22 protein-coding genes are annotated in these 25,150 nt (G+C 60.7%); 4 read left to right on the top strand and 18 right to left on the bottom strand.

All coding sequences use genetic code 11. The features are described 5' to 3' along the window. Positions 1-271: 271 nt before the first annotated feature. Positions 272-1,036, bottom strand: a complete 765-nt coding sequence (gene ubiE / locus ABE493_RS02270) for a bifunctional demethylmenaquinone methyltransferase/2-methoxy-6-polyprenyl-1,4-benzoquinol methylase UbiE (protein ID WP_346496869.1) — start codon at positions 1,034-1,036, stop codon at positions 272-274. A 92-nt stretch (positions 1,037-1,128) separates the two neighbouring features. On the opposite strand from ubiE, the gene ABE493_RS02275 reads away from it, so the two are divergent. Further along, positions 1,129-1,581, top strand: coding sequence for a nucleoside deaminase (locus ABE493_RS02275; protein WP_346496871.1), 453 nt, complete (start codon positions 1,129-1,131; stop codon positions 1,579-1,581). Positions 1,582-1,700: 119 nt separating this feature from the next. Beyond that, entirely contained in the window at positions 1,701-1,952 is a 252-nt protein-coding gene (locus tag ABE493_RS02280; RefSeq protein ID WP_057630676.1) for a hypothetical protein, read from the top strand. 195 nt (positions 1,953-2,147) lie between these two features. On the opposite strand, the gene smeE is transcribed toward ABE493_RS02280, so the two are convergent. Both smeE and ABE493_RS02290 read right to left on the bottom strand, forming a co-directional pair. Beyond that, complete coding sequence (gene smeE, locus ABE493_RS02285) at positions 2,148-5,294, bottom strand: multidrug efflux RND transporter permease subunit SmeE (RefSeq protein WP_346496873.1); 3,147 nt, start codon at positions 5,292-5,294, stop codon at positions 2,148-2,150. Between the two features lie 12 nt (positions 5,295-5,306). After that, entirely contained in the window at positions 5,307-6,491 is a 1,185-nt protein-coding gene (locus ABE493_RS02290; protein WP_346496875.1) for an efflux RND transporter periplasmic adaptor subunit, read from the bottom strand. 231 nt (positions 6,492-6,722) lie between these two features. On the opposite strand from ABE493_RS02290, the gene ABE493_RS02295 reads away from it, so the two are divergent. Next, on the top strand, positions 6,723-7,394 hold the full coding sequence (locus tag ABE493_RS02295; protein ID WP_346496877.1) for a TetR family transcriptional regulator: 672 nt from the start codon (positions 6,723-6,725) through the stop codon (positions 7,392-7,394). A 385-nt stretch (positions 7,395-7,779) separates the two neighbouring features. On the opposite strand, the gene hslU is transcribed toward ABE493_RS02295, so the two are convergent. The 14 genes from hslU to ABE493_RS02365 form a co-directional block, all read right to left on the bottom strand. After that, a complete protein-coding gene (gene hslU, locus ABE493_RS02300) occupies positions 7,780-9,156 on the bottom strand; it encodes an ATP-dependent protease ATPase subunit HslU (RefSeq protein ID WP_346496879.1) in 1,377 nt (458 codons plus the stop codon). 101 nt (positions 9,157-9,257) lie between these two features. Further along, a complete protein-coding gene (gene hslV / locus ABE493_RS02305; protein WP_055772387.1) occupies positions 9,258-9,809 on the bottom strand; it encodes an ATP-dependent protease subunit HslV in 552 nt (183 codons plus the stop codon). A gap of 256 nt (positions 9,810-10,065) precedes the next feature. Next, entirely contained in the window at positions 10,066-10,734 is a 669-nt protein-coding gene (locus tag ABE493_RS02310; RefSeq protein WP_346496881.1) for a vWA domain-containing protein, read from the bottom strand. 68 nt (positions 10,735-10,802) lie between these two features. Then, positions 10,803-11,084, bottom strand: coding sequence for a DUF3079 domain-containing protein (locus tag ABE493_RS02315; RefSeq protein ID WP_346496883.1), 282 nt, complete (start codon positions 11,082-11,084; stop codon positions 10,803-10,805). 116 nt (positions 11,085-11,200) lie between these two features. Next, entirely contained in the window at positions 11,201-11,671 is a 471-nt protein-coding gene (locus tag ABE493_RS02320) for a DUF1203 domain-containing protein (RefSeq protein ID WP_346496885.1), read from the bottom strand. Between the two features lie 219 nt (positions 11,672-11,890). After that, the gene (locus ABE493_RS02325) at positions 11,891-13,756 is read right to left on the bottom strand and encodes a DUF885 domain-containing protein (protein WP_346496887.1); all 1,866 of its coding nucleotides are present in this window, start codon (positions 13,754-13,756) and stop codon (positions 11,891-11,893) included. A gap of 184 nt (positions 13,757-13,940) precedes the next feature. After that, positions 13,941-14,213, bottom strand: coding sequence for a hypothetical protein (locus tag ABE493_RS02330; protein ID WP_430980694.1), 273 nt, complete (start codon positions 14,211-14,213; stop codon positions 13,941-13,943). A 29-nt stretch (positions 14,214-14,242) separates the two neighbouring features. Then, positions 14,243-14,536, bottom strand: coding sequence for a hypothetical protein (locus tag ABE493_RS02335; RefSeq protein ID WP_346496889.1), 294 nt, complete (start codon positions 14,534-14,536; stop codon positions 14,243-14,245). 195 nt (positions 14,537-14,731) lie between these two features. Continuing rightward, entirely contained in the window at positions 14,732-15,184 is a 453-nt protein-coding gene (locus tag ABE493_RS02340; protein ID WP_346496891.1) for a VOC family protein, read from the bottom strand. A gap of 214 nt (positions 15,185-15,398) precedes the next feature. Then, positions 15,399-15,812 carry an MAPEG family protein gene (locus ABE493_RS02345; RefSeq protein WP_346496893.1) on the bottom strand — a complete coding sequence of 138 codons (414 nt, stop codon included), beginning with the start codon at positions 15,810-15,812 and terminating at the stop codon, positions 15,399-15,401. Between the two features lie 374 nt (positions 15,813-16,186). Further along, positions 16,187-16,690 (bottom strand): hypothetical protein, encoded by a 504-nt coding sequence (locus ABE493_RS02350; RefSeq protein WP_346496895.1) that lies wholly within the window; start codon positions 16,688-16,690, stop codon positions 16,187-16,189. A gap of 72 nt (positions 16,691-16,762) precedes the next feature. Continuing rightward, positions 16,763-17,944: a hypothetical protein gene (locus ABE493_RS02355; protein WP_346496897.1), complete on the bottom strand. Its 1,182-nt coding sequence runs from the start codon at positions 17,942-17,944 to the stop codon at positions 16,763-16,765. Continuing rightward, positions 17,929-19,671: a hypothetical protein gene (locus ABE493_RS02360; protein ID WP_346496899.1), complete on the bottom strand. Its 1,743-nt coding sequence runs from the start codon at positions 19,669-19,671 to the stop codon at positions 17,929-17,931. Before ABE493_RS02360 ends, ABE493_RS02355 begins: the two co-directional genes overlap by 16 nt. Beyond that, positions 19,668-22,445, bottom strand: coding sequence for a type VI secretion system Vgr family protein (locus ABE493_RS02365; RefSeq protein ID WP_346496901.1), 2,778 nt, complete (start codon positions 22,443-22,445; stop codon positions 19,668-19,670). Before ABE493_RS02365 ends, ABE493_RS02360 begins: the two co-directional genes overlap by 4 nt. Before the next feature lie 278 nt (positions 22,446-22,723). Here ABE493_RS02365 and ABE493_RS02370 point away from each other — a divergent pair, with 278 nt between their 5' ends. After that, positions 22,724-23,563, top strand: coding sequence for a hypothetical protein (locus ABE493_RS02370; RefSeq protein ID WP_346496903.1), 840 nt, complete (start codon positions 22,724-22,726; stop codon positions 23,561-23,563). Positions 23,564-23,672: 109 nt separating this feature from the next. On the opposite strand, the gene ABE493_RS02375 is transcribed toward ABE493_RS02370, so the two are convergent. After that, complete coding sequence (locus tag ABE493_RS02375; RefSeq protein WP_346497001.1) at positions 23,673-25,004, bottom strand: S41 family peptidase; 1,332 nt, start codon at positions 25,002-25,004, stop codon at positions 23,673-23,675. Between the last annotated feature and the right edge of the window lie 146 nt (positions 25,005-25,150).

A 25,150-nucleotide genomic window follows, 5' to 3' on the forward strand; every position in this document is an offset into this window, starting at 1 on the left:
GGCAGGGGCGTTACCGACAGAATCAAAAGCGCCCCTCATCCCAACCCTTCTCCCGCAAGCGGGAGAAGGGCTAACGCAAAAGCAAGCGCGGCCAGCCCATGTAGTGCCGAGCCATGCTCGGCAGAAGCATTACCGACCAAACCCAACCGTAGTGCCGAGCCATGCTCGGCAAGGGCGTTACCAGCAAAGGTAACGACTAAAAACCACCATCCCACATACGAAAAAAGCGGCCAATGGCCGCCTTTTCCTCAATACACCCAGCAACCCAGCCTTACAGCTTGTAACCAGAGTGGATCGAAACAATACCCGCACTCAAATTCTTGTAATGGCAGCGACCAAACCCAGCCTCCGTCATCATCGCCTTCAACTCTTCCTGCGGCGGGTGCTTGCGGATGCTCTCGGCCAGATACTGGTAGCTATCGGCATCGCCGCGCGCGAACAACTTGCCCAGCTTCGGCAGCACCTTGAACGAATGGAAGTCATAGATCGGCTTGAACCAGTCCACAGTCACTTCCGAGAATTCCAGCACGCGCGCCTGACCGCCGACCTTCAGCACGCGGTACATCTCGCGCAGCGCTGCTTCCTTGTCGGTGACATTGCGCAGGCCGAACGAAATGGTCACCAGATCGAAGCTCTGGTCCGGGAACGGCAGCGCTTCTGCATTGAGCTGCACCCACTCGAAGCCCGAAACCTGGCCACGATTTGTCAGCCGATCGCGACCCACCGACAGCATGCCGGCATTGATGTCGCCCAGCACCACGCTGCCCTCGGCGCCGATGCGCTCCTTCAGCAGTACCGCGATATCACCGGTACCGCCGGCCAGATCCAGCACCCGGTCACCCGGCTTCACCTGCGCGGTGGCTACGAAGTAGCGCTTCCACAGCCGGTGAATACCCAGGCTCATCAGGTCGTTCATCACGTCGTAGTTGTCGGCCACGGAAGTGAACACCTGGCCGACAAGCTTCTGCTTGTCCTTGGCCGGTACATCGCGGAAGCCGAAGTGGGTGGTGCCGGTCTTGTAGGGGGATTCGCTCATGACCACGATTATCGCACCGACAGCCCGGCTGCGGCGCCGGCAGCCTGAATCCGGCCGTTATGATGGCCCGCACAGCACCATGAGGACCCTGCATGATCACTACCCCGGATTACCGCGCCCTGCTTGAAACCGCCATCGCCGAGGCCCGCCAGGGCCTGGCCGAAGGCGGCATCCCGATCGGTGCGGCGCTGTACCACAACGATGGCCGCCTGCTCGGCTGTGGCCACAACCGCCGCATCCAGGAGGACGACCCGTCCATCCACGGCGAAACCGACGCCTTCCGCAAGGCCGGCCGCCAGCGCGGCTACCGCAACACCATCATGGTCACCACCCTGGCGCCGTGCTGGTACTGCAGTGGGCTGGTACGGCAATTCAACATCGGCACCGTCGTGGTCGGCGAATCGGTCAGTTTTGCCGGCGGGATCGACTGGCTCAGGGAAAACGGCGTCCAAGTGATCGATCTGAACGACGCCGGCTGCATCGAGATGATGGGCCGCTATATCGCCGAGAACCCAGACGTCTGGAATGAAGATATCGGCGAATAACGCGACGGAATCTGAATAAACCCCCATTAATCTCATAGGGAAATTAGACGCTGTAGCCAGATCGTAAGATAAATAGCGCTATGCTCGGGGTACAGGGGCACTGCCATCGAGGTGAAGCGATGTATACGACGCCCATCCAAAACAGCAGTCGCCGATCACTCCAGCTTGCTGGGGAACAATTGCGACAGCAGTACGCACAACATCGCTGCACGGCACCGTTCTGGGATGCTTACCAACAGGTTCAACGCGACCTGGTAGCTGCTTTCCCGGAACATCAGGCCGAGTTATGCAACCGCTTGGCAGTATTCGCCCAGCGTTTGGGCGCGGTTGAAAAGGCTCAGTTACTGGAGCTTGCGGAACACGAAGTGTAAGAAGAACCGGGCCAGGCCCGGTTTTTTTTTGCCTTGTTTTTGTAGTGCCGAGCCATGCTCGGCAGGGGCTTTATCGGTAAAGCCTCTGCCGAGCATGGCTCGGCACTACACAGCTCCCACAAACCTGCAAAAACAAAACCGCAAAAAAACAAAAGGCGCCTTTCGGCGCCTTTTGCTTCCAGCTACCCTGCCCGCTTACTGCTCCGGCAGGTCGCCGTTCTTGGCCAGTTGCTTGCGGTTGAACACCCGTTGCACCACCACGAAGAACAGCGGGATGAAGAACAGGCCCAGCAAGGTGCCAACCACCATGCCACCCAGCACGCCGGTACCGATGGCGCGCTGCGCACCGGAACCCGCACCGGAGGCGATTGCCAGCGGCAACACGCCCAGGCCGAAAGCCAGCGAGGTCATGATGATCGGGCGCAGACGGTCGCGGACCGCATGCATCGTCGCTTCGATCACGCCCGAACCCTTCTCCAAATGCTCCTTGGCGAACTCGACAATCAGAATCGCGTTCTTCGAGGTCAAACCCACGGTAGTCAACATCGCCACCTGGAAGTACACATCACGCTCCATGCCGCGCATGGTGTTGGCCAGCACCGCACCGAGAATACCCAGCGGCGCAACCATCAGCACTGCGGTCGGTACGCTCCAGCTTTCATACAGTGCAGCCAGGCACAGGAACACGATCAGCAGCGACAGCGTGTACAGCAGCGGCGTCTGCGAACCGGCTTCGCGTTCCTGGTAGGACACCGCCGTCCACTCGATGCTGAAGCCCGGCGGCAACTGCTTGGCCAGCTTTTCCACTTCCAGCATGGCGTCGCCCGAGGCTACGCCCGGCGCGGCTTCGCCTTGGATTTCCAGTGCGGAGACGCCGTTGTAACGCTCCAGACGCGGCGAGCCGTAATCCCAACGCTGGCTGGCGAAGGCCGAGAACGGCACCATCTCGCCGACGTTGTTCTTCACCGTCCACAGGTTGAAGTCTTCCGGGTTCATGCGGAAGGGATCATCCGCCTGCACGTAGACGCGCTTGACCCGGCCACGGTCGATGAAGTCATCGACGTAGCTCGAACCCCAGGCAGTGGCCAGGGTGCCGTTGATCGCATCCAGCGACAGCCCATGCGCACCTGCCTTGGCCACGTCGATGTCCAGACGCAGCTGCGGGGTGTCGTCCAGGCCGTTCGGGCGCACATTGGCCAGCAGCTTGCTCTGCCCGGCCGCGCCCAACAGCTGGTTGCGTGCATTGACCAGTGCATCATGGCCGGCGCCGCTGTTGTCCTTCAGGAAGAAGGTGTAACCCGAGGCGATACCCAGTTCCGGCATGGCCGGCGGCGGGAAGGCGAAGATGAAGGCGTCCTTGATCTGACCAAGCGCGGCCATTGCGCGCCCGGTGATCGGGCCTACGCCTTGATCAGCACTGCGCTCGTGCCAGTCCTTGAGCTTGACGAAGGCCATGCCCGAGTTCTGGCCCATGCCCGAGAAGCTGAAGCCCTGCACCGAGAACACCGACTCAACGGCGTCCTTCTCGTTGTTGAGGAAGTGATCTTCCAGCTTGTAGATCGACTCCAGGGTACGTTCCTGGGTAGCGCCCACTGGTGCGTTGACCAGCGCCATCAGGATGCCCTGGTCTTCATTGGGCAGGAACGAGCTGGGCAGGCGCACGAACAGCAGGCCCATCACCACCGCCAACGCCAGGAACACCGCCATGAAGCGGCCCGGGCGGGCAAGAATGCCGCGCACGCCGCGCTGGTAGGTGCCGCTGGTGCGGTCAAAGCCATTGTTGAACCAGTTGAAGAACCGGCCCGAGATACCCTTGTGCGCAACGTGGTGCTCGCCCTTCTTCAGCGGCTTGAGCATGGTGGCGCACAGCGCCGGGGTCAGCACGATGGCGACCAGCACCGACAAGGCCATCGCCGACACAATCGTCGCCGAGAACTGCCGATAGATGACGCCGGTGGAGCCGCTCATGAAGGCCATCGGCACGAACACCGCCGACAGTACCAGGCCGATGCCGACCAGCGCGCCGGTGATCTGGCTCATCGATTTGCGGGTGGCTTCCAGCGGCGACAGTCCTTCCTCGGACATGATGCGCTCGACGTTCTCCACCACCACGATGGCGTCATCCACCAATAGACCGATCGCCAGCACCATCGCGAACATGGTCAGCATGTTGATCGAGAAACCCAGCACCGAGAGGATGCCGAAGGTACCCAGCAACACCACCGGCACGGCGATGGTCGGAATCAAGGTGGCGCGGAAGTTCTGCAGGAACAGATACATCACCACGAACACCAGCACGATGGCTTCCAGCAGCGTCTTCACCACGCCCTTGATCGACACCTTCACGAACGGGGTGGTGTCGTACGGGATCACCGCCTTCAGGCCGGCCGGGAAGTTGGCGCGCAGCTCGTCCAGGGTGGTGCTCACGCCTTCAGCGGTTTCCAGCGCGTTGGCGCCGGTGGCCAGGGTGATGGCCAGGCCCGAGGCCGGCTTGCCGTTGTAGCGGGTAACGAAGTCGTAGGTTTCCGCGCCCAGCTCGACGCGGGCAACGTCGCCCAGCTTCAGCGTGGAGCCGTCGGTTTCAGTGCGCACAACAATGTTGCGGAACTGCTCCGGCGTCTGCAGGCGGTCCTGCGCGTTGATGGTGGCGTTGAGCTGCTGGCCCTTCACCGCCGGCGCGCCGCCCAGCTGACCCACCGCAACCTGCGCGTTCTGCGCCTTGACTGCCGCCGTCACCTCGTCGACAGACACCTTGTAGGTCTGCAGCTTGGTCGGGTCCAGCCAGATACGCATGGCGTACTTGCCGCCGAACACCTGGATCGAGCCCACGCCCGGCACGCGGCTGAGCGGGTCGACGATGTTGGAACCCACATAGTCGGAGATGTCGTTCTCATCCATGCTGCCGTCTTCGGAGACGAAGCCCAGCACGTTGAGGAAGCCCGAGCTGGACTTGGCGACGTTGATGCCCTGGCGCTGCACTTCCTGCGGCAACAACGGCATGGCCAGCTGCAGCTTGTTCTGCACCTGCACCTGGGCGATGTCCGAGTCGGTGCCGCTCTGGAAGGTCAGGGTGATGCTGGCCTGGCCGTTGGAGGAGCTGTTGGAGGAGAAGTACATAAGGCCGTCCAGGCCCTTCATGTTCTGCTCGATGATCTGCGTGACCGAATCCTCCACCACCTTGGCCGAAGCGCCCGGGTAGTTGGCGGAAATGGACACCGCAGGCGGCGCGACCTCGGGATACATCGAGATCGGCAGCTTGATCATGGCCAGCGCACCGGCAAGCATGATGATGATGGCAATGACCCACGCAAAGATGGGCCTGTCGATAAAGAAGCGAGCCATGTATTTCTCCGCTTACTGCTTGTCGGCCGGCGCCGCGGCAGGCGCGGCGGCAGGCTTGGCGGCTTCGGCACCCTTCTCGGTGGCCTGCACCGGCATCCCCGGGCCAATCTTCTGCAGGCCTTCGACGATGACCTTGTCGCCGGCCTTCAGGCCGTCTTCGACCAGCCACTTGTCACCGATGGTGCGGCTGACCTTGACCGGGCGAACGGCAACCTTGCCTTCGGCATCGACCACCATCGCCGAGGTATCACCTTTGGGATCGCGGGCGATGCCCTGCATCGGCACCAGCAGCGCGTTCGGGCGCACACCACTGCCCAGCACCGCACGCACGAACATGCCCGGCATCAGCACCTGGTCCGGGTTCTCGACACGCACGCGCATCAGATAGCTGCCGGTGGTCGGGTCGACGCTGACTTCGGAGAACTCCAGCTTGCCCTTGTGGGCGTAGGTGCTGCCGTCTTCAAGCACGATGTCGACCGGCAGCTCCGAGGCGCCTTCCAGGCGGCCAGCGGCCAGTTCGCGGCGCAGCTGCAGCAGCTCGGCCGAGGACTGGGTGACGTCGATGTAGATCGGGTCGAGCTGGTTGATGGTCGCCAGCGGTTCGGCCTGGCCAGCGCTGACCAGCGCGCCCTGGGTAACCGAGGACTTGCCGATCTGGCCGCTGATCGGCGCGGTGATGCGGGCATAGCCCAGCGTCACGTTGGCCGCATCCAGCGAGGCGCGGGCGGCCAGCACGTCGGCCTCGGCCTGCTTCCAGGTGGCCTGCGCATTTTCATCGTCCTGCACGCTGATCACCCGCGACTTGACCAGCTCACCGCTGCGCCGTGCCGCCAGGCGGGCTGCGTTGGCGGTGGCTTCGGCACGGGCCAGCTGCGCGCGGGCGCTGTTGGCCTGGGCGCGGTAGGCAGCGTCATCCAACTGGTACAGCGGGTCGCCGGCCTTGACCACACTGCCTTCGGTAAACAGGCGCTTGGCAATGATGCCGCTGACCTGCGGGCGCACTTCAGCGACCTGGTAGCCATTGGCACGGCCCGCCAGCTCGCGGGTCAAGGTGACGGTTTCCGGCTTCAGTGTCACCACCGTGACCTGACCGGGGCCCCCTTGCTGTGGCTGCTCACCGCCGCCTTTGCAGGCAACGAGCGCAACGGATAGTGCGAGAGAAAGCGCGACAAGACGGTAGCGACTGATAGCAGGCATGGGAGAGGAGCTCAATGAGGAAAAGTGGCGCTCGAGGATCGGACGGAACATGAGATATGCCGACGCATATCCCTCCATACCGCATACGTTACGGGTACAGGTGTGGCAACCGCCACCACTGAACACATCACGGCCATCCTGCAGAGCAAGCCGCGGAAATATACATACATACACGCATGTTTGTAAACGGCTACAATTCAGGCCGGGCTCATCCAGCATTTGCACAGCGCAATGGCCAGAAAGACCAAACAAGAGGCGGCGGCCACCCGCGAAGGCATCCTGGATGCCGCGTTGGCCTGCTTCCATGAACACGGCGTTGCCGGCACCTCGCTGGCCGCGATAGGCGAGCGCGCCGGGTTTTCGCGTGGCGCGGTGTATTGGCACTTCAAGAACAAGACCGAAGTGCTGGAAGCGATGATCAACCGCGAGCGGGTGCACTTCATCAACCGCCTGCGCCATGCCTATGCACGCGAGCGCAGCACGCCGATCGAAGACCTGCGCTCGGCGATGCTGATCTCGGTAGGCGAGATAGCCCACGACCAGCGCCTGCGCGACATGATGGAAATCATGCTGCGCAATGACCTGTCCGCTGAAAGCCTGGCCATGCAGCAGCTGCAGCGCGACAGCGTGGACGAGGAAATGGATATTTTCTGCCGCGCCCTGTTGCGCGCGCAGGAGCTGGGCCAACTGCGCGACGGCGTCAACATCAACACCCTTGCCCGCATCCTGCACGCCTGTCTGGTAGGTGTGCTGTACGGCGCAATGCTGCAACCCGAGCATTTCGATCTGGAAGGCGACAGCCGCGAAACGATGGACGCGATGCTGAGTTACTACGTGACTCCAGGCGTCTTCACCCCCGGCACCGCCCCGCTGCCGCTACCAACCCCGGATCCAGCAGCCTGAAACCCGGTAGTGCCGAGCCATGCTCGGCAGGGGACGTGCACGCAGCGCCACAGAAGCCGCCGACGCGTTGTGGGAGCGGCGTAAGCCGCGAAGCAAGCGAAGGCTGAAGCTGAAGCCAAAGCACCCCTCCCAACCCTCCCCTTGCCTGCGGCAAAGGGAGGGCTAAATGCCGGAGCAAAGCGCGCCACCTGTAGTGCCGAGCCATGCTCGGCAAGAAGCTTTCCCGGTAATGCCTCAGCCGAGCATGGCTCGGCACTACCAACGGCGCTGCGCGAACGACCCCGGGTGCGCTGCACCTGTTGCGCGGCGCCGACGGCCTGGCCGGCGCGGCAAAAAAAACGGCGACACCAAAGTGTCGCCGCTTCTCACCAACCCGAACCAACAATCAAAGAATATAGCGACTCAGATCCGGGTCCTTCACCAGCTCACCCAGGTGCTTGTCCACGTACGCCGGGTCAATCGCAATGCTGTCGCCATCGCGATCCGGCGCTTCATAGCTCAGCGAATCCAACAAACGCTCCAGCACGGTGTGCAGACGACGCGCGCCAATATTCTCCTGGCGCTCGTTGACCTGGAACGCAATCTCCGCCAAACGATCCACTGCCTCGGCGGTGAAATTGACCTTGACGCCTTCGGTGGCCAACAAGGCTTCGTACTGCTTGGTCAGCGCCGCCTTCGGCTCGGTCAGGATGCGCACGAAATCATTCTTGCTCAGCGCACCCAGCTCCACACGGATCGGGAAACGACCCTGCAGCTCGGGAATCAGATCACTCGGCTTGGCCAGATGGAACGCACCAGAGGCGATAAACAAAATGTGATCGGTCTTCACCGTGCCGTATTTGGTGGACACATTGGAACCTTCCACCAGCGGCAGCAGATCGCGCTGAACACCTTCGCGTGACACATCGCCACCAGAGGAACCTGCGTCGCCGCGCTTGGCCACCTTGTCGATTTCGTCGATGAAGACAATGCCGTGCTGCTCGCAGGCTTCAATCGCGGCGGTGCGGATATCGTCTTCATTGACCAGCTTGCCAGCCTCTTCCTCGATCAGCAGCGGGCGCGCGGCCTTGATGCTCAGCGTGCGCTTGTTCGACTTCGCCGTGCCCAGGTTGGCGAACATCGACTTCAGCTGCTGGCCCATTTCTTCCATGCCCGGCGGGGTCATGATGTCCATGCTGACGTTGGCAGCAACGTCCAGCTCGATCTCGCGCTCGTCCAGTTCACCGGCACGCAGCATGCGGCGGAACTTGATGCGGGTTTCGTTGTCAGCGGCTGAAGGCTCGTTGCGCGCCGCTTCCGGATCAAAGCCGATACCGGTGCTACGACGCGGCAACAGCGCGTCAAGGATGCGGTCTTCGGCCTTTTCCTCAGCCTGGGTACGCACACGCACCTTGGCCTGCTCGCGGTACAACTTGACTGCGGTATCAGCCAGATCACGGATGATCTGCTCCACATCCTTGCCGACATAGCCGACCTCGGTGAAGCGCGTGGCTTCAACCTTGACGAACGGTGCATTGGCCAGCGTTGCCAACCGGCGCGCGATCTCGGTCTTGCCGACACCGGTGGGGCCGATCATCAGAATGTTCTTGGGCATCACCTCGTTGCGCAGCTCGGTGGGCAGCTGCATGCGGCGCCAGCGGTTGCGCAGCGCGATGGCGACCGCGCGCTTGGCGTCGTGCTGGCCGACGATGTGGCGATCCAACTCCTGCACGATTTCGCGCGGGGTCATGGTGGCGGAAGAAACTTCGATCTTATGGTTCATGGCTTTACCTAAGGGCGGGCAGGAACTGGAAACGGGAAAAAACCGAGGAAGCGTGCGGCGCTGGGCCTGCTCTCACTCCTCACTCCTCTTCACTACGTTTCTCAGAGCTCCTCCACCACGACATTGGTGTTGGTGTAGATGCAGATGCCGCCAGCGATGTTGATCGCCTCGGTGGCCACGCCACGCGCATCCAGATCGGTGTGCTTGAGCAGGGCCCGCGCTGCGCTGAGCGCATATGAGCCGCCAGAACCAATCGCGATGATGCCGTCTTCCGGCTCGATCACATCGCCGGTACCGCTGATGATCAGCGAGGTTTCGCGGTCGGCCACGGCCAGCAGCGCTTCGAGCTTGCCGTAGCGGCGATCGGTGCGCCAATCCTTGGCCAGCTCCACCGCAGCGCGGGTCAGCTGGCCGTGCTTCTCAAGCTTTGCCTCGAACAGCTCGAACAGGGTGAAGGCATCGGCAGCCGCGCCGGCAAAGCCCGCCAGCACCTGGCCATCACGGCCAAGCCGGCGCACCTTGCGCGCATTGCCCTTCATCACCGTGTGCCCCAGGGTGACCTGACCGTCGCCAGCAATCGCCACGTGTTCGCCGCGACGCACGCAGCAGATGGTGGTGGCATGAAAAACATTCGGGTTCTGACTGGGGTCCATACGGCCTCCGGAATACTGTTCACCGGTAATGGGGCCGGTGGGCGCCGCGATCAAGCCTCCCCCCCACCCCGCCAGCGACAGCCACCGTTCAGAAAAACTACCTGTAGTGCCGAGCCATGCTCGGCACAAAGCCCAAAACCGCATGTGTGGGAGCGGCGTCAGCCGCGAAGCCAGGAATGATCAGATTGCCCTCATGGCTAGGGTTCCAGCGCTGCCGGCTTCGCGGCTGACGCCGCTCCTACAGCCAGGGACGGCCTCAGGCCAACGCCCAACCACCCGCCGCTGTTGGATTGATCAACGGCACCGTATCACCGGGGCTGGAGCGCGCAATCGTATCCATCGACGCAGACAGCCAGTCGAAAAGCTCACGGAAATTCACTTCCTTCAACTTCAGCGGCGCACGCACCGATATCTGCGCGAGTGCCTCCATATCCGCGCCCTCCATGCCAACCGCGAAGAACTGGAAATCCTTGCTGGCTTCGCCTTGCCGCACAAGCTCGGCGGCATTGCGCCAGCTGTCGCTGGGCGCACCTGCGGTAACCAGGAATATCCATGGCCGGTAGTACCCAAGCCCGTTGGCCTGGTAGTACTGCGTACGCTGGCGGACCATATCGACGCCCTGCTCGATGGCCGCACCAATCGGCGTATCCGCTGTGCTGACCAGGAACGGCGGATAGAACCGGTCCGCCGATACGAACTCGGTAACCGTGCGCACCGGGCCGAAGCTGACGATGCCAACGTCCACGCGCTGCGCACTCTGCGCGTTGGCGTAGAGCGCCTGTTTGAAGTGCATCAAGCCTGCATTGAGCTGATCAATGCGCTGCCCGCTCATCGCTGCCGATGTATCCAACAACAGCAGACATGCGCAGCGGGTCTGCTGTGCTTCGGCCGAACCACCCACACCTTGTCCAATGCCATAGCTCATCGCGGAATCTCCTTATCCTTGGCGCCAGTCTATGCGCAAACACCGGTTTGGCCACAGCACAGGTGCCCTCAACGCTGCGGCTTGCGGGCCTGCCCCGGCCTGAGCGGGTCCGGCTCGATCCCCCAGGCCAGATACCAATCTTCGCCCTGCGACTCCGCCGGATGCTGGGTACGCCCGGAACCGTTGCCGCAGGCCAAGGCGTCGGTCCCGCAATATTTATCGCAGCCCCAGCAGATCCGCTCGGGGTGCTTTGGATTCAATGGAAATGGCTTCGCCATCGCGGCAACCTCCTCGCCTGGGTGCCAACCATGCGCCGCCGGCTGGCGCGTTGCCTTGACGGAAATCAACACTGGCCCAAGCTTCGCGGCCAAACCCGCATGCAACGGCTTGCCAGCCCCCTGTCACGCAAGCAGCTGGTGCATTCAGCCCACGCGGCATCCACTGTTGCCCATGGCTTGGCGCGGTTTCAGGCGCGGTCGGCACGGCAGGCATAGCAGCCGTATCGGGCAAAATGCAGGTGCACGTAGGCCACAGACACATCATCAAACGCATGCTGCAGCCAGTCGGCGACATGCAGGCCGTCGCAGACCTCGGCGGAAATGATTCGATCCTGCTGGTCATAGGCACGCAGTGACATCAAGCGGCGCTGTACTTGCGCCGGCACCTCGTCGGCCGCCAGCGTCGCGCTCACCGCACCACGGCGAACAAAGATGGGGCCGCTGGCGCGATACGGTGAATCCGCCGGCTGATGTTGATACGACAGCAACAACAGCTCCTCGCCGACCTCGGCATCGGCCAGACTCACCCGACACGGGAAACCGGCTGTTGTCGTCGCAACGACCCGCGCCATCTGCCGCGCCGCAAGCGCCGCTTCGTCCAGTTGGAACAGTGCCTCGAATGAGGTGTGGCGCAGAGCGTGTAGAACGAAGGCGGCCATGCTGCGGTCCGTTGGGATGGGCCTGCAGCATCAACGCTGGCAGGCGCTCATGCTCGCCATGATCGGACGTTGCAGTTCTTCGGCGCTGGCGGTGCCGGCCAGTGTTGGTAAAGCAGAGCGTCGCTGCGCTCGAGCGTTAGGGGAAGGCCCCTTGCCGAGCATGGCTCGGCACTACAGAAGGCGCGCCGCCGCGCTTGCCGACAACAACTGCACTCACTGCTAGCGATTTGGCTCGCCACCGCCGGCTGCGATCCATGCATCCACGGCTTGCGTCACCACCGTCATCGGCATCGCACCGTTGCCGAGAATCAAATCGTGGAAGGCACGTATGTCGAACTTGTCGCCCAGCGCCTTGCGGGCCTGTTCGCGCAGTTCAAGCAAGCGCAGATGGCCCATTTTGTAGGACGACGCCTGGCCCGGTTGCACCAGGTAGCGGTTGATCTCCACGCGCACATCGCCGGGGTTCATACCGGTGGCCTGCTGCATGTAGGCCACCGCTTGTTCCGGTGTCCAGCGTTTGCGATGCAGGCCGGTATCCACCACCAATCGCACCGAGCGGAACATCTCTGCCTGCAGCCGGCCCAGATCACCGGCAGGGTCATCCTTGTAGACACCCGCCTCGGCCATCAGCTGCTCGGCATACAGCGCCCAGCCTTCGCTGAAGGCGCTGGGGTTGAGGCTGCGGCGCAGCATCGGCAGGTCGGTCAGGGTCTGGCCGATGGATATCTGGAAGTGATGGCCGGGCGCACCCTCGTGGTAAGTGAAGGTCGGGATGCTCCAGCGCGTATTGGACGCGATATCACCCAGATTGATGAAGAAGGTGCCGGGCCGCGACCCATCCATCGCCGGTGGGTAGTAATAGCCGCCCGGTGAGGTTTTCTGCATGTGTTTCGGCACCGGTTCCACGGCCAGCTTCTGGGTTGGCACCCACCCAAACCAGGTGGGCAGGATAGGCTCCAGATCGACGAGGCGCTGGCGGACATCGCCCAGCAACTGTTCACGGCCAGCATCACTGTCGGCGTAGCGATAGCGTGGATCTTCGCGCATTTTCTGGACTCGCTCGGCGACGCTGCCTTCACGCAGGCCGAGTTCGATCAAGCGAGCATCCATCTGTTTGTCCAGCCGCGCCACTTCATCCAGACCGATCTGGTGGATGGCATCGGCATCAAGATCGGTGCTGGTATACCAGCGCAGCGCTGCGTCGTAATAGGCCTTGCCGTGCGGCAACGCCCACACACCGTTGTTGCCCAGATGCCGCGCCTGCAGCGCCTGCACATCGGCAAGCAATTGCTGGTAGCCGGGATTGACGGAACTGCGCACCGCCTCCGTTGCCTGCGCGATCAGCTGTTCACGACGCGGTGCCGGCAGCGCAGACACTTTGTCCAGCTTGCGCCGCAGCGAGTTCACCCACAGGCTGTCCTTCGGCGCAGGCGCAAGCAGTGCGATGAACTGATCGGCTGCGCCCTGCAACGCCACCTCCGGTGGCACTACGCCCTGCCCGGCCTGCATGTCGAGGTTGGCGCGGATCTGATCGAGCTTGTTGCCCAGCGCCTGCAGCCGCGCGATGTAACTCAACGCGCTGGCTTCGTCGGTGACCACATGCTGGTTGTCCATGAACTGCGGCAGGTTCACCGCCGGGCTGAACAACTGGTCCACGGCATAGGTACTGCCACTCATCGGCACCCATGCCGCCGCCCACGGCACCGCCATCAGGTCGAGTTGCGACTGGTAGAACCAACGCGCCAAGCCATCGCTCAAGCGCTGCTGCGGATCCAACGGCGTACCGTTCCAGTGCTTGAGAATGGCAAGGTTGTCGGACAGAAAGCGGCGGTTGACCTCACGCTGCTGCAGCGAGACATCGGTGAGTTGGCTGGAAAGCGGCTCCAAGCCATCGCCGCTGAGGCCGAGCATGGTGCGCAGTTCGGGATCGGCGTTGATGGCTGCCACGGTCTGCGCATCAAGCAAGGCATTGAACGACGGCTCAGCCTGCGCGCTGGCGTTGGGGGCCTGCGCATGGACCACGGGAGCTATCGCCATCAGTACCGCAGCCAAGACAGCAACGCGCAGCACGGGCAACACGGACACGGGATTGCGTGGCGGCACAGGGATACTCCAGATGCTTGCCGGGCTGGCCTTGCGCATATTACGCAAGCAGCGCCGGGCTACAACGAGGTGAGTCACATCCCGCCCAGATGAATAGTCGCAGGCATGTGCTGCTGGAGCCTGCGACAAGCGCAGGCTTCACTACGCGAACGCAATAAGGCCAGCCTCAAGCAGCCGCTTTGCGCAGGGCGAGCCAACCGATGGCGGAACCAACCAGCCCACCCCAGACGACGCCGAGCGCGAAGCCTTCCCCGGCAACATATGCAACTACGGCGCCGATGCCGGAGCCGGCCAATGCAAACCAAGCTACGCGGCGCTTGCGGGCAAGATACGCGGCTTTCGCTGCACGCCTGCGCTCAAGCGCCTGCTGGACATGCAACTGTGGCGCCAGCAAGGCCTGGGCAATCGCATCAGCTTGTTTTCCATCCACCTTCTTCAATCCTTTCCTTTCCCCAGCGAAAAACGCAGTCACTCCGCTCGCACCAGTGCGAACCATCGATAGACCAGGTAGACAACCGCCCCTACCACCGGCAGTAAGCTGATCCACAAAGGCAGTTTCAGCACGAACAACAACACGGCGAAACAAACAAACGCAAACATCGACAGCAGCAACGCCCAAACATCAAACAACGCGGTATCCGCCGCATCCTTGCCCAAGGAGTTTGCAGGCCTGCTCCTGCCCGAACGCTGCCTGCGCAGCACCCAGATATCGGTAACGAAATCCACAATTCCCTCAATCAACCCGCCGAGCAAGCCAGACATGATGAAACCTTGGCAGTCATGATGAATACGCGGATAGTCCCAGCGGGCCAGGGGGCCGTCAAGCGAAACGCACGACCTGCGCCGATCCCCCCGCCCTGGGCGGTCTCAGCGATCCCCGGACACGCAACTGCCCGAGCTACGCCCCGCCAGGAGATGCTGGATTCAGCGCGGAGGCAGGCCGTTCTTCCACCGCGCTCACTGCGAACGCGTGTGCCCAAACTCCTGGGCAAGCCCGATCAGAATTCCTTCAACACCACGGATGTAGCAGAGCCGATAGGTATCCTGGTAGTGGACCACTTCATCAACCACCGTCGCGCCCAGTTTCCGGAGCCGATCAAGGGTGTCGTCAAGGTTCTCCACCGTGAACATGACACGCAGATAGCCCAAAGAGTTGACCGGTGCAGTGCGGTGATCGGATGCGATGGCAGGGGCGTCGAAGCGTGAGAGCTCCAGCCGGCTGTGGCCGTCGGGTGTGCGCATCATCGCAATCTCGACCCGCTGATTACGCACGCCGGTAACACGGCCCGCCCACTCGCCTTCGATCGGCATGCGGCCTTCAAGGTTGAGGCCGAGCTCGCTGAAGAACTCAATGGCGGCGTCCAGGTTCTCTACAACGATGCCGATGTTGTCCATGCGCTTGACCGTCATAAAGACCTCTCTGGATGGCACCCGGCAACGGGACGACAAGCAACGACGGCGTGGTTGTCGTCGTTGACATTGCCACGAACTCTACATCCAACCTCAGCTTGATCAGCATAGCGCCGACATCGCAGCATTGCTGTACCGCGCTGGTTAGCGCTCCAATCAAGCATGCAAAGTATCGACAAACTACTTCAACGGCAGGAAAAAAAACCAACTGCCGTCAGATCGAGGTGAGCAGCTTGAAAGACCAGTACAGGCCAATCATCACTTGAACGATGAACGCGACAAACCGCAGCGTCACCGCTACCGAAGAAGAAGACGCCAGGTGGATCAGCGTCTGCACGAAGCGCGCTGCCACCAAAACATAGGCCAGCGGATCAGTGACATGCTCCCGCCCGCTGACAATCGCGATGAGCAACAGTCCGCCCAGAACTGGAATGTTCTCGATGCAGTTCGCATGAGCACGCGCCAACCGTTGCATGAACGGAGAGAGATTCGCGTTGTCCGGCCTGAACTCATTTGCCAGAACAGTCTTTTGAAGGACAAGCTTTGACCGGATGACTTCCATGAGCGCCATAAGAACCAACGCCCATGCAACAAACAAGGTCAGTGCAATCAGACTCGGCGAAGCCATTGCCATCACTCCGTGAAAGTAGGGGGGCCTGCGAAAGCATCAGCTGGATATCTGCGTGTTCGCTGAGCCCAGCGCTGCATTCTGGCCGGTTGCCGACACATTCGTAAACCACCTGCGCTCAACACGAAACTGTGATTACTGACTTGGTATCAAGGTCACGCCGAACTGATGTGTTCGACATGATGACGCTTCCAACCATCGTCGCCAGCGACTTACTTCTCCGCGACAGTGCTTCGAAGACGGATGCCCCTCATGCAAAGCCCTAAGTGCCTGCGCACATAGGACGCACTGCCGAATGCCCCCAGCAACTTATCCAACTCTGGGAAACTGAAATCCACCCAAGCACGGACTTGGTCATTACGCAATGTTCGTTCTCAAATACAACCCTCGCTTACTTGCACCAGCAGCCATGACTGCTGCACGTAGCGTAGTGCGAAGCTACCGCGACACAAGCCATCGATGGTGTACTCAAATACCAATTTCTCGGATTCTCGACGCAAATCTGTCTCCCACGCCCTTCCCTGGAGCATCTCAACAGAACTTCTTGCTACAAGTTCATCACCAACATTAACTACTTCTCCCACAATGAGAGAAAGATAAGTCACCTTGTGCGGCATATGCTGCCCAAGATAGCGCTTGGAATCCTTACTGGTGCCACAAAACATTGTTCTGGCAACGTCCCATGCCTGCTGCCCGTTCACCTTGGCAAGCCGATATGTTTCGCCCTGAAGTCTCTGCAACTCAGGACTACTGCAAACGGCCGGTAACATCACGTCCTCATGATGGAAGTCCTCAATTGCCTCCCTTCTATCCTTGGGCAATTCATTCAGATCAACAACGGGCACCTGGCCAAACAGCAACAACATTTCGAAGATCACGAACTCGCTCCTATTGAGATGCTTTCTAGACAATCAACGCTGACGGAACGACGCCCCGTCAGGCAGAAAATCTTACGGATGCGCTTCAATCCGCTTCCGGATGCTTGATAGCTGCCATTCGATATCAGAAGGGCAGTCCGTCAGGCAGATCTCCTCATTGATGAAGTCGCTCTTGCGTGGTGCCTTGCTATAGCCCTTGGGCTGATCACGCAGCAACACGCCTGGAGCGAAGTACACCGGTCGAATCGGGTCATCAAAATCGGCATAGAGAAAGTAGTCGGTGACCTCGCTGTTGTAGCGATCCTTCATCTCAAACGGCTCACCGTGGGTGAGGCGTTTGTTGATGGTGACCCGACCCAAACCAATCGTAAGCGGAGAAAATTTTGGTGAGATATCCCGAATTGCACCACTGTACCTATCAGTAGGCGGGGCAGCTGTCCCCGCACTTTCGTCCTTTCGTGCGAACCCGCAACTGATGCCGCCGTTGGCCATTTTTTTGCACTCAACGGTGTATTTCTGGGGGCGCAACAGCGGGACAAGTCGAGGCAGATGGCGGCCTGATTCATCAATAGAGAAGATGCTGGGTTCGTCGCTGGAGTGGACTTCGACATTTGGATCGAAGCCCGGCAGGTGCATGAGCCGCCAGCGAAGCTGGGTTTCCCTGTCAAAGTAATAGCCGTCGTCACTGAATTGATACAGGTCATTCTTGCTCTTGCCCAGCATGTATGCGTTGTAACCGACCAAGCGGTCCAGCTCACGCTCATCCTCAGGCGTCATCAGTTCAGAGCCGACATAGGAGCCGTCGGATTTCTCGTAGATGTAGCGGGTTCGCCATTGATCGATGGGGATCAACTCGGATTCGTGAAAGAACTCACGCTTGTCGTACCAGTAGATGTCGTTCGCCTTGCGTACATACTGGTCCTGCGGATCGGTACTAAAGAAGCGCTCGCAGTAGTGACGATTGAGGATCACTACCGCCCCTCGCTTTTCGCTAACAAGCTCAACATCCGACAGGTCATTGAGTTGCGGACGTATCAGATTTCCCAAATTTTTATAGAGATGATAGCTATCCGCACGACTAAGAATGACGCAATGGAGCCCTCCGCGCCTTGGGTCTTCACTCCAGCTGCGTTCAAACTGCCCTGCTGGCACATCCCCGCTCTGGCCAAGAAGAACCAATACGACCAGCAAAGCCGCCGTTTTGCATCGTGATTTCCAAGCGCTCACATTTTTCCCGGTTACCGAATGAGCCATGGTCTTGCACCTCCTCTGCCGTTAGCCGCCGGAAACACAACCGGTAACATCAACGGCCTCTGTTGATTTGGACCGATGTAGCCGGCTGTGTCGCGCGGATCCAGTGCTCTGCGGCTCCTGCAGGTGATGTGCAGATGATTCAAGTGGCGACCATCGGCGCTGTGAGGGTATTCATCAAACTGGTAGATGTGCTGGGCACTGTTCGCATAGCGGTGTTCATACAATAGTGTATTGAAGCGCCTCGCCAATGCATTGTTGGCAACGCGATTATTATTGAATCGGAACTCTGCCAATCTATCGTTGCGTGCGTCTACTGCAACAATATCGAGTGCGTCACCCAGCTTATGCAGGCAGGAGCCCAGCATCGGGCGCCACATGCCGCTGATCTCTACTTTGTTCACCCCCGCTTCCGCGCACGCAGACAGCAGCATCATGTAGATATAGGGGTGGTTCCTGGCCACGATCTCGACTTGTGACAACCCAGTGTATCTGCCCGCATTGTCACAGAAGCCGACTTGTAGTTTCAGTGTGAGATCCAGCGGTGCAATGATGATCTCGCCGCCTTGTGAAAAAGCCCTGTCCGGCAACGGAACATTGACGATCTGCCCGCTATAGAACGGCTCCAGTAGCTCAGACCAGGATAATTGCATGCGTAACGGCGAGGGAAGGGCTGCTGCGTTGGCCGCGAGAGCGGTTGCCGGCAACGTGAGCGCCGTACGGTATTCTGCTGCTTGCCCGGCATTGATCTTGCCGTGCTGCTCGGCCCAATCGATCTGGCGAAGACTCGGTCTCGCAACTTGGTACCAAGCACCCAAATCCCCGTGCTCATCTGGAAGCGTCAGGTTACCCGTGATCCATGTGCGGATGTCCTGCACCGAATAGCTCCGAGTGCACAGCGCCCAAACCTTTCCATTCAATCTGGCTGTGCGTTGCGGACCAATACCTTCGGCCGCTAGCAATTGCGCCAAGGCCTGATTGGGCTCCAACAATGTCGCTTCCGTAATGGTAACGATCGTTAGCCCCTCAGCCTCCGGAGTCAGGCGATACATAACCAGATTTCTCGCATCCCTTCGCCATTCGTCCCAATCACCATTGGCCGCCGCGCCGAGGACAATACCAACCGACTCCACCCCGTCCACGGCAACCTCCACCGTCGATACCTGGGTATGTGAGCCGGTGAATTTTGCGGGATCGTTGAGCCCCTTGCCGGCATGCAGGACTTCTAGGGTATTCGCATCCACAATCAGATACGGCAAGTTCCTCAGGTGGTTGGCTTGCCACCCGGCCCCATCGGGCACACGGGGCACGTTGTTGATCACATATTTCACCCGCTGCCTGCCTTGCCGCAAAGTCAGCGTTTCGCAGTGATTCTCTGATTGCGGCGCGGTCGTTGCCGTGGCGTTGAAAGTCAAACGCACTGTGGCAACAAAGGGCTTGTTCTCGGGCTTGCTTTGCACGCTTTGCCCTACAGAGCGACATTGCCCTCCGGACGGTGGGGCAATAGCCAGTGAGACGGCAACCTGACCTTGCGTGGTGATCTTGATGGTGCGCCCATCTGCCGCGGTTGTGCCTTCACGACGGGTCGCTTCCTGCGCACCAACATCCGTCCACTCCAGCGTGTAGCGGCGCCCTGAAATCATGTTGTTCTGCATATCCACCACCCGAAAGCACAGGTAGTGCGGGGCGGGCGGCGGGGCAGGCCTGTTGGCTGGTGCTGGCTGATTCATTCTTGATCGCCCTCGGTTTGAAGTGTTGCTCGCGCGCAGCATTCCTCATTGCCAGCCAATGAGGTGACATCAGGGTCATCTATCTCCCAGATCTCGTTGTCAGCAAGGACGATCTTCAGGTTCTCAGGCTTGTCACTTCGGGCGACGATTGAAGTAACGCCGTCTGCGCCGGTGACGGCATCCTCATAGGTTCCGTCCGCTCGCAAGATGCGAATCGCCTGTTTGCCAATGGCCTTTCCTGCCTCGTTTTTTAGCGCGATACGAATTTCAAATGGATCGCGCGACAGAAGCTGCATTGGCAATGCAGGCATCGCGGCAGGGCTATTGCTGCCACCCAGGAACGGATGATCCCCAGCCCTGACCTTGAACTCTCCCAAGCAGCTGAAGGTGATATTGCCGCCTTCCAACGTGATCGCGCTGTTACCGGCCTGCAGTGCCACCTTGCTTTGCGCGAGCACGTCGATTCGGGCATCGGTCGCGGTGATGGTGAGTGCCTGCTCGGATAGCAACTCCAGCTCACCATCATGCGCCTGAAGACTCGCGGGGCCATTGGCAGCAATCAAACGCAGCGGCCCACTTTGCGCGAACAATGAAACCCGCCCACCAGAGACGGTAGCGATGGTTTGGCCGCTGCTGGCGTGCAGGTCCTGCTGCACGGTGATTTGCAGGTTCTGGCCGGCGTAACCAATTGCGCTTGCTGGCGTAGTCCACGCGATGTGATTGGGTGCTTCGGCCAGCAGCATGGGTTTGGCGAAGCGCTCAACTGGTTCATCGCCAGTATTACGACCGTCGCTGGGTTTGAACTGCGATTGGCCGTTGACCTCAGCTTCAAAGCGACCATCGGCGCGTGGGTCCGCCAGCTCGCGTAACAGGCCGGTGCTCTGCCATGCCGTTAGTCCGGGGACCTGGTGTTGCTGCAGCGTCTGCTGCATCTGTTCCAGGCTGCGTTCGGCGCCTTTGAGTTGTGCGACGACTTCAGCGTTGTCCATCACGGTGGATGCAGCGCCTTGCTGGGTGCTGGCCGACAGCAGCAGGCCTTCGCCGGCATGCAAATTGCCCCAACCCTGCGTTGCCAGTTCAAAGCCTTCGCCGCGCAATGCGCCACGTGCCTTGTTCTGGTGTTGGATCAAATAGCCCAGCTCCAGGCGGCTATCGGCCAAGGAGCTTTGCAGGCGCGTGCGCAGCTGACCGGGCGTGTCATCCATTACCCATTGCTGGGTGCCGCTGCCATCGTGCGCTTGCGTGTGCAGACCGCTGAGCACGCCGGGGTGCTGCGCCTGCGCGTCGATGCCGCCACCGAACGGCGGTGCGACTTCGCCGTTGAACAGCTGGCCGGTGATGCGCGGCTGGTCGATATCGCCGTGCAGGAATTCCACCAGCACTTCGCTGCCGATGCGCGGCAGGAATGCGGTTCCCCAGTTGGGGCCGGCTACCCATTCCACAACCGGCACCCAACTACCGCTGGTGTGATCGCCGGGTGCGTGCCCGGACTGGCCGCTGCCGGTATCGGCAATGCCGCCGGGGTTTGGTGCCCTGCCGCGCTGCCAGTTGAACTGGATGCGCACCTGATGCTCACGGTTGGGGCTGAGCACGGCATCGGCTACGCCCACCACCCGTGCGGTCTGCGGGCCATGCAGGCTTGGGCGATCCTGCGGCAACGCCCGCACCGGAACTGCGGCATCGGTGGCGAGGAACTGGTTGCGGTAGCTACCGCGCTCCAGTTCGCTATGCCCCAATAGGTCGGCGATACCGTTGTCCAGATTGTTGACCGCAGCGTGCTGCACCACCAACACCTGGAACCGCTGGGCCTCGTGCTGCGGGTGCTGGACAAGCGTAAAGCCGATGCCCGCCGCCAGCCTTCGCTCGCTGCCGCTACCGCTGTACAGCAGCTGCGGCACTCGCAGCGCATCCAAGCGCGCTTGTGCTTCATCCTGTGCCCAGCTGGCGCCGGCAAAGCGGCCAGCACGCGGCTGCACATAGACCTCAAGCAGGGGCAGCTCACCGACCGCCGCACTTGCCTGCGCAGGAACGGCCCTGATCTGCTCGCCATGCCAACTGGCCACCGTGCTGCTGTTGGCGACCAGCTGTTGGCGCTCGCCGAATGTGGCAATGCCATCGCTGGCCTCGGTAGCCGCAATGCGATGGAAGCGCACTTCACCTATATCCGGAAGCTGGGCCTGTGGGCCAAACACCACCAAGGTGTGACTACCCTCGCTGCCCTGTGCCTGATCGATGCGCCACGCCAGGCCTACCTCGGCCAACAAGCGCGTAACGAACTGCCAGTCCGTCTCCCGGTACTGGGTAGTGATGGGCCGACGCGGCAGCGCCGCTTCCACATCGAAGCGATAAGCGGCTTGCGGGTAATCAGAAAATATCCGCTCGCATATACCTCGGATATCCATGTCCTGGAAGATCACGGCATTGCGGCGCAGGCGTAGCAAGGCGGTCCAGGGTTCAAGCACCAGCTGATAACGGGCCAAGCCGCCATCACTGCCCAACTGCGCCACTTCAGTACACAGGCCATGCCATTGGCGCAGCGAGCCGCCTGCCGTACGCAACTGCAGCGTCAGTGGCTGTTCCAGCCAAGGATCGACGTCCAGGAAGGCATCGGTGGACAGGCAATCGATCTGCAGGCGCAACCCGCCGCAGATGCTTTCCTGCCCTTCAAAACGCTCCACCACCAGACCGTCATGCGGCCCCTGCAGTTGGACCAGGCGATTGTGATGCGACAACGACGCCAATGAGGCGAGCAGTGCCGAGTGTCGGATATCCATATCGACAGACTCTTGATCAGGGCGAAATGCGCGCGATGCTTCCGGTTATCGCTAGCGCGGCCTGATTAGGCCATAGCACTGAATTGATTTGAGGCTGAGCGACTACTTTTGAGACGTTTCCCGTGAAATCTGTCAGTACCACTGTCAGCAGCTTCCCTTACCCAACGGCAATGAACCAGTGCGGATTGTTGGTTCTTCCACTGATGCTTCTGCAGCTTCCTGATGCGCGTGGTCCACTGCTCACCTCTAAAAACTGAAGGTGTATATGGACTGCTTGCATGTACAGTGGCAACGGCGCTGTAGCTGCTCATCCACACAAGGGTCTCGACATGAAGTCACTTCATCCCCTTCTGCTCCTGGCATCAACTGCGCTCGCGAGCGGCGGCGCCTTGGCCGACGATAAGAGCGCGTGCAGTTGGCCTCTCAATATGCCCGCTACAAGCCTGCTGCTGGCAGGCGAAGTCCATGGCACCAGCGAGGCACCAGCACTGATCGGCGATTTGGCCTGCGCCCGCGCAAAGTCCGGAAATGCAGTGACGGTGGCGCTGGAGGTTCCGATAGAGGAGCAGGCAAGGCTCGATCACTTCCTGACGAGCGAGGGCACCGATGCAGATCAGGCAGCCCTACTGAACAGTCGATTCTGGACACGCCAGCCCCAGGATGGGCGATCCAGCACCGCCATGCTGAAATTGCTGCATCGGCTGCGAACGCTTCGTGCCGAAGGTGCACGAATCAGCGTGTTGGCCGTCGACGATGGCATGGCAGGATCGAGGGACGCCGGCATGGCCATGCGCATCAGGGCAGCACACAGCAAAGACACGACAGTCATTGCTCTGCTTGGAAACGTTCACGCCAGCCGTGAAAAGGGCCGTCGCGGAGCGCCAGACTATGAACCGGCAGGATACTTGCTGTCTGATCGCAACCCACACAGCGTCTACCTGCGTGGGCCCGCCGGTACAGCTTGGGTATGTGTGCCGGAGTGCGGTGTCACATCGATACCAAACAATCGCTTCGTGGGCGACAAGAAGGGTTACATGCAGGCAAATGGAATTATGCCGGGCTATGACGGCCTGTATGGCGCATCGATCACGACGGCGTCACTTCCCGCCGTCAACTGAAGGCTCGTTCCAACTCTCGCATGGCTCCAGGCAAGAGGCCTACCAGCAACGCAGCGAAGGCTGTCCGCAGAAACCTACTCTGACCCTATTGCCGGCCAACCGCGCGTCATCACGGTAGCGTGCGCAACCAAGCTGCCGCCGCCGCAATCGCATATTGATCGTGAGGCACAAGATTCTCGGGCTTTATGCCCTGCAGATACGCCTCACCGGACCGGTCAAGAAACACTGCGGTCGTCAACGCAATAACGCCGCCATCAGGAAGCGCAAACGACTGGTTGGCAGTGGAGAGCCCTGCCGTGGGTTGCCCGAAGAACCCGGTGCCAGGGCGGGCTCTGAATGCAACAGCCACCGCTTCTCCGGAGCTTGCTGTCCTGGGGCCAACAAGCACGGCCACGCGGTTGCGGGAAAGATCGACGCCGCATGCCTTGGAGGGTTGGGAGCGCCACGCCGTTACCACACCATTGCGGTCGCGGATTGCGCCTATATCAGCATCGCCCAACAGTGATCTCAGCCCTTTTATCATCGGCCACATATTGCCCCCCGTATTGTCACGAAGATCGATGATCCAGCCCTTACTAGCAGTCTTCGCCAAGCTTGCAATGTGCTCGCAAAGTTGAGTGCTGAAGATATCACTGGCACGGGAATCGGAGCCACGCAAACCCGGCACCAACAGATAGCCGATGTCCTGCACTGGCCTGGCTTCTACGGCCTGCGTCGCGATTGCACTTGTGCGACGGGTCGAAGCAACCCTGGGCACATGCACGGAGCTATGATGATCTTCGAGAGCACTCAGAACCTTTCGAATCCTGCTGTAAGCCTCCGGTGCTGGAAGGTTCTTCAAGTCTGGGGTCAGAAGTGACTTCTGCTCGGCATCCCAGTCCAGGCGGTTTGCGTTCAGCGCGTTCGCGCGGATGAAAGAAATGGCGGTATCGAGCATGTCATAAGCGGATACGCCGTTCGAGGTCGCACGCTCGTTCTTGAGCGTGAGGTGCTCGACATCTACACGCCCGGCGCTGTCAAGGGACACCCATAGCTTGAGACTGGTCGCCCCAGACGGAATGTAGAGCCGGACCTCTCTCACCTGGGAACCCTCGTTGAAGCGCACCGACTGGTCACTCGTGCTTGCAAAGGCCAGAGCCCCTTCAGCGCCGTCCGCACGGACCCAGAGTGCAGCCTTGCCAGTGCCGCTTTTGACCAGAAGCCTGCCAGCGAAAAGTACCTCTCGTCCTCGAAAGGAGGCTGCGTCGATCGTTGTGATGGCGCCGACGAACCGATTTGCACCCATCGACTCGGCTGACAACGTAACTGCCGCGCCACCAGCTGCCGATATTTCGCCTGAGCCGTTGGCAAGCGACTGCGGGGTGGTGCCACGCCAGGTCGTGCCGGCCAAGGCACCGCCGCTGAAGAGTGCAAGCGAAAGCAAAAAAAACCAGTGGTGCATAGTCAACTTCCCTGTTCGACTTGAAGCGCAATCCTAGTTCAGACGCCTCGCCTTCACCACTTGTCCCGCAAGCAGGTCATGGATACCAGATGTGCAACAAATGATTGGCCGGAACCGCGTTCATCCCGAATGGCCATCCCCCGCCC

This window comes from Stenotrophomonas terrae (genome assembly GCF_039674165.1).
Taxonomy (GTDB): Bacteria; Pseudomonadota; Gammaproteobacteria; order Xanthomonadales; family Xanthomonadaceae; genus Stenotrophomonas; species Stenotrophomonas terrae_A.